Origin of the sequence: Virgibacillus sp. W0430 (genome assembly GCF_051846935.1) — a bacterium.
Classification (GTDB): domain Bacteria; phylum Bacillota; class Bacilli; order Bacillales; family Amphibacillaceae; genus JBPYCR01.
Genome location: NZ_JBPYCS010000049.1, coordinates 1 through 9,070 on the forward strand (window position 1 = coordinate 1; position 9,070 = coordinate 9,070).

The 9,070-nt window shown below is 35.5% G+C and carries 11 protein-coding genes; all 11 read right to left on the reverse strand.

Features of this window, described 5'->3' with window-relative positions; genetic code table 11:
* A partial coding sequence (locus ACLIBH_RS14115) for a DNA internalization-related competence protein ComEC/Rec2 (protein ID WP_439317355.1) occupies positions 1-1,838 on the reverse strand: 1,838 nt, incomplete at its 3' end.
* An 80-nt stretch (positions 1,839-1,918) separates the two neighbouring features.
* Complete coding sequence (locus tag ACLIBH_RS14120) at positions 1,919-2,476, reverse strand: ComE operon protein 2 (RefSeq protein ID WP_439317356.1); 558 nt, start codon at positions 2,474-2,476, stop codon at positions 1,919-1,921.
* Positions 2,477-2,541: 65 nt separating this feature from the next.
* Positions 2,542-3,144, reverse strand: a complete 603-nt coding sequence (locus ACLIBH_RS14125; protein WP_439317357.1) for a helix-hairpin-helix domain-containing protein — start codon at positions 3,142-3,144, stop codon at positions 2,542-2,544.
* Positions 3,145-3,283: 139 nt separating this feature from the next.
* Entirely contained in the window at positions 3,284-4,072 is a 789-nt protein-coding gene (locus tag ACLIBH_RS14130; protein WP_439317358.1) for a class I SAM-dependent DNA methyltransferase, read from the reverse strand.
* On the reverse strand, positions 4,041-4,400 hold the full coding sequence (rsfS, locus tag ACLIBH_RS14135; protein WP_439317359.1) for a ribosome silencing factor: 360 nt from the start codon (positions 4,398-4,400) through the stop codon (positions 4,041-4,043). Before rsfS ends, ACLIBH_RS14130 begins: the two co-directional genes overlap by 32 nt.
* The gene (gene yqeK / locus ACLIBH_RS14140) at positions 4,401-4,973 is read right to left on the reverse strand and encodes a bis(5'-nucleosyl)-tetraphosphatase (symmetrical) YqeK (RefSeq protein ID WP_439317360.1); all 573 of its coding nucleotides are present in this window, start codon (positions 4,971-4,973) and stop codon (positions 4,401-4,403) included.
* Complete coding sequence (locus tag ACLIBH_RS14145) at positions 4,960-5,529, reverse strand: nicotinate-nucleotide adenylyltransferase (RefSeq protein WP_439317365.1); 570 nt, start codon at positions 5,527-5,529, stop codon at positions 4,960-4,962. Before ACLIBH_RS14145 ends, yqeK begins: the two co-directional genes overlap by 14 nt.
* Positions 5,530-5,553: 24 nt before the next feature.
* Positions 5,554-5,850, reverse strand: a complete 297-nt coding sequence (gene yhbY, locus ACLIBH_RS14150; protein ID WP_439317361.1) for a ribosome assembly RNA-binding protein YhbY — start codon at positions 5,848-5,850, stop codon at positions 5,554-5,556.
* Positions 5,851-6,699, reverse strand: coding sequence for a shikimate dehydrogenase (gene aroE / locus ACLIBH_RS14155; RefSeq protein ID WP_439317362.1), 849 nt, complete (start codon positions 6,697-6,699; stop codon positions 5,851-5,853).
* 18 nt (positions 6,700-6,717) lie between these two features.
* Positions 6,718-7,821: a ribosome biogenesis GTPase YqeH gene (gene yqeH, locus ACLIBH_RS14160; RefSeq protein WP_439317363.1), complete on the reverse strand. Its 1,104-nt coding sequence runs from the start codon at positions 7,819-7,821 to the stop codon at positions 6,718-6,720.
* A gap of 3 nt (positions 7,822-7,824) precedes the next feature.
* The gene (locus ACLIBH_RS14165) at positions 7,825-8,340 is read right to left on the reverse strand and encodes a YqeG family HAD IIIA-type phosphatase (protein WP_439317364.1); all 516 of its coding nucleotides are present in this window, start codon (positions 8,338-8,340) and stop codon (positions 7,825-7,827) included.
* Positions 8,341-9,070: the final 730 nt, after the last annotated feature.

The window sequence follows — 9,070 nt, forward strand, 5'->3', positions numbered from 1 at the left end:
TTAACTCCTTTCTTTCGAAGCTTTTTCTCCAATGCGAGGTCCATTTCATATGCATTACTAATAATTACCTCATTAATTATTAAATCATCAATTATGTAATTCAAGCTCCCAACGTGATCAATATCTTCATGACTCAAAAACACTGCATCCACTGTATGAATACCTCGTGAATGCATATACGGCCGAATTATTTGCTTATAAACCTTATTGTTCGGCTCATTACTTGTAAACGAAAATTCAGATCCTGCATCAACAATAAAAACTCCATTACGATAAGGTAACTCAATAATAAATGCATCACCCTGTCCAATATCCAACATCGTGACTACTCCAACTGGGGAAAAATACGGACGTAAAGGTAACCATATAACGAGTACAACAATGCAGCAACCGTAATAAAACGCTTGTTTAATTTGCTTTATTTGAAGGTTATACATAAAAATGACAAATAAAATACAGTAAACAATTATCCAATGTAAGGAAATTTCACCTGTTATAAATGGAAAGTATGTCCACTTGTCAACGGCTTTTAAAAAAGTTAAAAACAAATCATGTGTCCATATAAACATATTTTCAACCATGTGAAATACAAATGAAGGAAAGATGGAGAGCACTAATAAAACAAACAAATACGGAAGGACAAATAACGTAAAATAAGGCACTACGACTACATTCAAAAAAATAGACAACGGGTGAAAGGTGGAAAAGTGAACGATATACAGAGGTAATATTGCCATTTGGGAAACGAAACTAATTTGAAACAGCTGATAAAGCCTTACATTTGTTTGTCCAAACCATTCTCTCGATAGAATAAGTGCAAATGTAACGACAAATGAAAATTGGAAGCCGAGCTGATACACGATATATTTATCAAATAATATATAAATAAGAAAAATAATACTAATAACATCACCAATACGAAGGTGATAATCAAACTTTTTTAATACAATTACAAATGTCGTCATCATTGTAGCACGTAAAACAGAGGGCTGGCTGCCGGCTAAGAACGAATAAAGTGGTAAAAACAACAAAACGATCCATAAAGCTTTTTCTTTCGTTACAATGTTGAAGCGAACAAATAAGGTATACATGATGGCTACAATAATACCAATATGTAATCCAGAAATTGCTAACAAATGGGATAGACTCCAACGATTAAACAAGTCTACCGTATCTTCATCCAGAAGAGCACGCTCACCAAATATTAATGCATTTATCCATGGCGCTGTTTTTTCATTAGCGGCTTCATTTATATATTCCGTCATTACATTTCGCATTTTATGAATTCGATGAAGCAACTTCGATGAACCTTCACATTTAATATGTTCAGCACTTTTTACTGTTAACTGCTTTGTAATTCCTTGTTTTTTTAAAAAAAGCGAGTAGTCAAATTGCCCCGGGTTTCTAGCTGTTGAGGCATCGCTCTCTACCCCGTTTATAGTGCAAACAGCTCCATGTTTTAACTCATTATACGGTACGGAGGCTTCATCTTTTTTTAGAAAAAGAACGACGAGAACACTTTGTTTTTTATCGTTTTTTATAGTAAATGATATTCTTTTATCTGTTTTCGTAATCGAACTAATTATTTTCCCTGTAGATTGTATTGCAAGAGGATTCGAAACGATTTCTTCTATCGTATCATCGATAGAAGGTATATAGGCGGAGAAGAAAAGGAAGGATAAGAAAGATAATACAATGGGAAATATACGTAGATGTTTAAAATAATATAAATACGATAACCATATAAACAGAGCAACAGCTAAAGCATACGTATTTAAAGCAATTGTTAAAATACTACATGCGGCTGCAATGGCCGGAAAATGCCAGTATCCTTTCATGAATAATTTCACCTATTATGCTTAAAATAATTCCCCTCATCCTGATAACACCATCAGCACGAGGGAACAATCCATTTTAATTAGAACAAACGCATCTCTTCTTGCTTTAGTTTTAATATACGATCCTCATTCAGTCCAGTTGCTTCAAGTTCGCTCAACAGTTTATGTACAAAATGTCTTTTCTCGTTGGATTTTGTCTCAATAGATATATCTTCTAACGTAATTTTTTGTGTCGCAATTCCTGCCTCTTTAAATAAATCAATTGCGTATTTATGATTGCGATAGTCCTCTGCATAAAACAATTTCGTAATTCCACTTTGTATAATCATTTTACAGCATTGTAAGCAAGGATAATGAGTAACATATATATGAGTACTTTCTGTCGACACTCCAAATCGGGCACATTGGAGTAAAGCGTTTGCTTCAGCATGTACTGTTCGCGCACAATGTCCATCCACCATATAACACCCGTGATCAATACAATGCGCACCGTCAGAAACACTTCCGTTATATCCACTAGCAATCATACGATTGTCTCGTACAATAACCGCACCTACCTTTAATCTTGTACACGTACTTCGTAATGCGGCAATATAGCTTTGTGCCATAAAATATTGTTGCCAAGAAATTCGTTCCATAGTCGTTTACTCCCTTATTATTTTTTAAGTTTAGTTTATCTACGGTCCTTCCATTTCGTCAACTTCTATGGGACGATGATATCTTCTCGAATTCTTTCCAACGTTTTTTCGCCAATACCAGAGACGTTGAGTAAGTCCTCTACCGTACGAAATAGTCCGTTTTCATCACGATATGAAATGATCGCTTCAGCTTTACCAGGTCCGATGCCATTTAGCGTTATAATTTCTGATTCAGTTGCACTATTTATTTTCACTTTTCCACTTTGGCTTTTACTAGATGTGGTTTCTCCATCTAAGTATTCACCTAAGGTCGTTACAGTTATAACCATTTCATCTTGTAGTTTCTGAGCAAGATTGACACTAGTCTCATCTGCTTCAGCAGTAAATCCACCTGCCATTACAATGGCATCATTCACCCGATCTCCAACGGAAAACTCATATACTCCTGGATTTTTCACTTCACCTTTTAAATCAATCATTCCCGTTGTTTCTGCTTGCTCTGCGATTTCCGGCGTAACAGCTCCCTTTAAAATGTTCGATTCTAATTCAGCTGTAGCTTCATCAGCAGGAAAGTCATTCGCTTTGTTAACTTGTACAATAAGTAATCCTACAAGCAGTATTAGTCCACCGATAATCACAAACAAATACTTTCTCACGTATTCAAACACGATTTAACATCCTTTGTCGACTTGTTTTAACTTCGAAAACGCCTGGTAGGAGAATTTTGGAGAATATTGAAGACTAATATATAGTTCCACAAAGGATTGAATATGTCCTGCTAAACAAAAAAAGAACAGGAATTTTAAATTATCCCATTCTTTTTTCAGCAGAAAAGAAGATTCTTTCAGATGGTGCATACGTATTTTCAGTTTCTAATAAAAAGTCTCGATAAAAATTAGCATTTACAAACCCAGCTTCTTCTAACAATTGTAAATAAAATGCAAGTGGAAACGTTTTTTGGTGATGTGTTTCATCAAAGCGCTCATACATATGGTTTTTTTTATTAAAGAAAGTTAACTCATGAAACATTTCACCTTGTTCTTCCCCTTCCGAGCAAAACCATATGTAAGCTATCTCATCTTGAACATCAGCGAACGTATTATTTATATAATTATTTTCGACTTGCTCGATCGAGTGGACATCAAAAATAAATATACCACCTGGCTTTAGCAATTTGTATATACGTGAAAAAGCCTCTCGTAAGTCTGATTCATTCGTAATATAATTAATTACGTCACAAAAACTAAGTGCGACGTCTATATCCATAGTCCCTTCTAAACTGCGGATATCTTGATGAATCCAATCTATCGCTACTTTTTGGCTACTCGCTTTTTGTTGTGCATATGCAAGCATTTCACTAGAGGAATCAACACCAATAAGTTTATACCCTTGCTTTGCCAGCTCGATTGTTATTGACCCTGTTCCACAACCAAGATCAACAATCGTTTTTATTTTCTTTTTTGATTTTCTTAAGATGCTTTGTGTAAATGTAACCCATCGATCATATGGTACGTGTGTCATCAATTGGTCATATATTAAAGCCATTTCTCCATATGTCATTTGATTACCCTTGCTCTCCAATTGAATGTAATTCAACCCGTGCTGCATCTCCCCATAATCGTTCCAAGTTATAATACAAGCGTTCTTCCTTATGAAAAACATGACAGACGATATCTCCTGTATCCACAAGAATCCACCGCGCTTGTTCAAAGCCTTCCAGTCGGGAAACGTGAATATCTTTCTCTGCTAGTGCATCCTGTACAGATCTAGCAATCGCTTGTACTTGTCGCTCATTGTTTCCATGACAAATTACGAAATAATCTGCTACGGATGATAATTCTCTCATATCTAAAGCTACAATATTTTCCGCTTTACGATCATCGCTCGCTTCAGCAATTAATTGAACAGTGTTTTTTATATCCATTTAGTTCTTTTCTCCCATCTTTTTTGTTAAATCGTTATATGCATGAAATGTATCCGGATAGATCGTCGCTCGCTTCTTACATAAAAATTCAATTGTATTACATAGTGCAATCCAAGCAGCATAGTTTAAATCTTTCCTAGCAGCTTGACGAACCTCATCTACTCCCGAAAATAGTCTTCCAGGCTCAATATAATCCGCTACAAATACGATAAGCTCAAGCTTGCTCATATTCGGCCTGCCTGTTGTATGGTAACGAATCGCATCTAAAATATGTGTATCTTTAATACCAAATTTTTGTTGAATAAGATGAGAAGCAACCGGTGCATGCCATAATTCTTTATTAAAATTTAACACATCGGTACATATTTGGTGGTCAACTAGATAATCTTTTAATGCATCCGATGTCCAGCATTTGGCATAATCATGAAACAACGCAGCGATCTCTACTTTTTCAACACTTTCCTCATAGAGGTTTGCCAATTGGATCGCTGTCTCGGTTACACGAACTGTATGCTCCCACCTGTTCTGTGTCATTTGAGATTTTATATGCGATTTTAAATCAGACTTTTTCATATAGCTGCCTCTCTTTTATGTACGTATGAACGGATGATGGGATTAAGTATGTTACTGATTTATTTTTAGTCAATCTTGCCCGAATGAACGAAGATGAAATAGTAACAAGTGGTACATCAACCTCAATCAGAGGATAATCCGTTTTAATTTGGTACCCGCTACGCCGAACGCCAACGAACGTAACCAGTTGAACGAGTTCTTCAATTTGTTTCCATTTCGGCAAATACTCTACCATATCTGCACCTATAATAAAATAAAACGCATAAGTAGGATACTCTTTTTTTAATGTTCTAATCGTGTCTACCGTATACGAAACACCTGACCGGTCAATTTCCACCGTATTAATCTTAAAAAAGGCATTACCTGCGATCGCTTTTCGCAACATATTTAAACGATCGGCTGCGCGTGTCATTGCTTTCTCTTTATGAGGCGGCTCATTTGTCGGAATAAACCAAACCTCCTCCAAATTTAAAGCGTTTTTTACTTCTTCAGCCATAATTAAATGACCGAGATGCGGCGGATCAAATGTCCCACCGAAAATGCCTATCTTTTTCATCATTTCCCCCTTTTAAAAAGTGGTCTACTTTGGTAATTCAATTTGTTTATTGTCTTTTGATTTTTTGTATAGGACGATATTATTTCCAATAATCTGAACGATTTCTGCTAACGTTCCTTCCGCCAAATCACGTGCAACCTCATCTTTATCGTCTAAACAATTTTGCAGTACACTAATTTTAATGAGTTCACGCTTCTCTAATGCTTCTTCTATTTGCTTGAGCATATTATCATTTACACCTATTTTTCCAACTTGAAAAATGGGCTTTAGTTCATTTGCTTTCGCTCTTAAAAACCGTTTTTGCTTACCTGTCAATGTCATTTATTCATTTCCTCTCAGTTTATTCATTAATTCCAAATCCATTCCATCGGTTGAAGGCTTTATACCTGTCCAAATTTCAAATGCAGCTTGTGCTTGATATAACAGCATCGTATGTCCATAATGAAGATGTGCTCGCTGGGCTTCCCCTTGTTTTAAAAATTCCGTTTGTAATGGTTGATAAACAATATCACTAGCGATACAGTCTGTTTTCAAATTCGTCAGCTGAATAATGGACATATGCTGATTAGGCTTCATCCCGACAGAGGTCGTTTGAATGATAACGTCATATAAATGCAATTGCTGTTGGGCTTCATCTAATGATAAAATGTTTGTATGTATCGTTCCCTCCTTAAGATTTTTAATATTTTCTGCACTTTTAATCGTTCGATTTGCAATATCTACGTTTTGAAACCCTGCTTTTATTAATGAATAGTATATTCCTCTAGCAGCTCCACCAGCTCCAATTAATAATAGGCGCGTCTTTTTTTCCTTTAGCAGTTTAGGGTATTTACTTTGTAAAGATCGCACATAACCTGTACCATCTGTATTATATCCGATCCATTGGCCATTCTCATTTACGACTGTATTTACTGCACCCATAACTTTAGCATTTTCATCCATTTTATCTAAAAATGGTATGATTTTCTCTTTGTAAGGTACAGTAACATTAAAGCCATTTAATCCTTCCGCTTTCAAACGTGTCATTTCTTCTGTAAACGATACATTCGAACTAATTTCAATGAGTCGATACGTTCCTGCAGTAGATGTTTTTTTAAAGAAGCGCTCATGAATCCACGGGGATAACGAATGTTGTATTGGATATCCGATAAGCCCTAAAGAATAATTCATTGTATTCTCCACCTTTGATTATATTAATGACTTTCTCAATGTTACAGATACACCCTTTGGGCTATGCGCACATATTGTAGCATTCCCTTTTTTCACGCTAATCCATCCTAAACCTGGGAATACGATATCAATTGCTTCTTCTGTAATTTTAAACGTGTTCCCTTCTAAGCTAGGTAGTGTTTCAAGTGACTCTTTAGAAGGAGGCGACAATAATTCAGCAATGTGCCGATCATATAAATCGTCTGCATTTTCAAGCTTTGTTCGATGAATCGGTATTCGATTTGAAAAATAACAAACAAACGATTGCTTTTCACCTTTAATAAAATCCAATCTGGCCAATCCCCCGATATATAACGTTTGACCACTATTTAGTTGATACGTTCGTGATTTAATTTCATTTTTTGGTGTAATTAGCTTTAAGTCTTGCTCTGAAACGTAGTGGGCCATTTGTCTTTTATTAACAATTCCTGGTGTATCAATCAATGCCGTTTTCTTATCCAACGGTATTTTTATAAAGCCAAGTGTCGTACCTGGAAAATAGGACGTTGTAATAACATCTTTCTCTCCAGTTGACCGGTTAATTAGCCGATTAATGAATGTGGATTTTCCTGCGTTTGTTACACCAACAACATAAACATCTTTCCTGTCTCGGTAGTTTTCCATCTCAAACGCGAGCTCTTCCAAGCCATGACCTTTTGCAGCTGAAATCAGAAAAACATCTGCTACAACCAGCCCAGCTTCCTTAGCCAACGTGCGTAACCAGTGCATTAATTTTCTCTTATTCGTTGATTTAGGGAGTAAATCGACCTTGTTTCCGACGAGTAAAATCGGATTGTTACCTGTAATTCTTGGTAAGCTTTTAACTAAGCTTCCTTCTGTATCAAAAATATCAATGATATGTACAATTAAACCTTCCTTATTACGAATATGGCTTACCATTCGTAAAAAATCGTCATCTGTTAATGATACGTCTTGGACTTCATTGTAATGCTTTAAACGAAAACATCGTTGGCAAAGAACATTTTCACTTTTCAAGGATGACTTTGGCACATAGCCAACCGCTTCCTTGTTCTCTGTTTGGATGGCCACCCCACAACCTTGACATATTATTGAATTATTCACCGATTATTCCTCCCAGCTCACTTTTCCCTTTTTACGCATATAACCCAATACTTTTCGTTCAATTTTGCGATTAAACTGTGTAATTTTGGCATCGGTTTCTACGATAGGTACGACTAAAATAGTATAAAAGCCTGCTACATTTCCACCAAGCACATCTGTTAGTAGCTGATCTCCAATAACAACGACTTCTTCTTTAGTTAATTCCATTTCTTTGGCAGCTTTCTTAAATGCACGTGAAAGCGGTTTTTTAGCTTCATAAACAAATGGAGTGTTTAATGGCTCTGAAAATATAGTAACTCGCTCTTCTTTATTATTGGAAATAATCGTCACTTTAATATTATGAGCTTCCATCTGCTCTAACCACCGAACAACTTCTGGAGTCGCCTTTGCCTCATCCCAAGCGACCAGTGTGTTGTCCAAATCCGTTATAATGCCTCTTATCCCCTTTAATTTTAAATATTCCGGTTGAATATCAAAAATACTTTTCACATGCTCGTTCGGTAAAAACAATTTCAGCAATTCATCACTTCCATCTCAATTTTCAAGGTAAGAACATCGTAATCGTTTCGTTACCTATTATTCAAACAAGTTTATATATCCATCCTATAATATATATCCTCTATTATAAAGAAATATATATTTTTAGATAAAATTACGTTTTTGGCGGATTGAGTCACGTATTTGTGGGTGTTAGTTTAAGAAGTTAAAAAACCTCTCTTAGTATTCGTTAATTTTAGTATTGATTCCTACCGACCGCAGTAGATATTCACTAGGCTTTCCGTGTGCAGTGAAAATTAACGGTGTTATTCATGTGTATATCGTTCGAAGTAAAATTGATCACATATTATCTAGTTAGATTCGTGCATCTGTTCCCCCACAAACATGTTACTCATACTTTTTTGCGTGTTAAACGTACTTGATCAACAGCGCGCTAATTACTAGTAAAAATGCTTTATGATTTATTTACGTACACTAACACGTTTCGCTACGTATTTAATAATCGCCTTTTTGGATCCCAATTAATGCAATCTAATTTTGTATATATTTGTCTATTTTTGAAAAACGTTCGACATATTTCAACGAATGTATTTTTTGTGGATAACTTTATCAACAAATTACAACTTGAATTGATAACGATTTATCGCGTTATCGGCTTCGTATACACAAGTTATGTACAGCTCATTGTTGATAACTATGCGCTTGTTTTTAGTCTATGAAACATGATAAGTTATTACTAACTTCTATTTTA

Bases quoted from the DNA above. Each gene is read 5' to 3' on its own strand.
- ACLIBH_RS14120 (WP_439317356.1), bottom strand. From the start codon at position 2,476: ATGGAACGAATTTCTTGGCAACAATATTTTATGGCACAAAGCTATATT.
- rsfS (WP_439317359.1), bottom strand. From the start codon at position 4,400: ATGGATATAAAAAACACTGTTCAATTAATTGCTGAAGCGAGCGATGAT.
- yqeK (WP_439317360.1), bottom strand. From the start codon at position 4,973: ATGAAAAAGTCTGATTTAAAATCGCATATAAAATCTCAAATGACACAG.
- ACLIBH_RS14145 (WP_439317365.1), bottom strand. From the start codon at position 5,529: ATGAAAAAGATAGGCATTTTCGGTGGGACATTTGATCCGCCGCATCTC.
- yhbY (WP_439317361.1), bottom strand. From the start codon at position 5,850: ATGACATTGACAGGTAAGCAAAAACGGTTTTTAAGAGCGAAAGCAAAT.
- aroE (WP_439317362.1), bottom strand. From the start codon at position 6,699: ATGAATTATTCTTTAGGGCTTATCGGATATCCAATACAACATTCGTTA.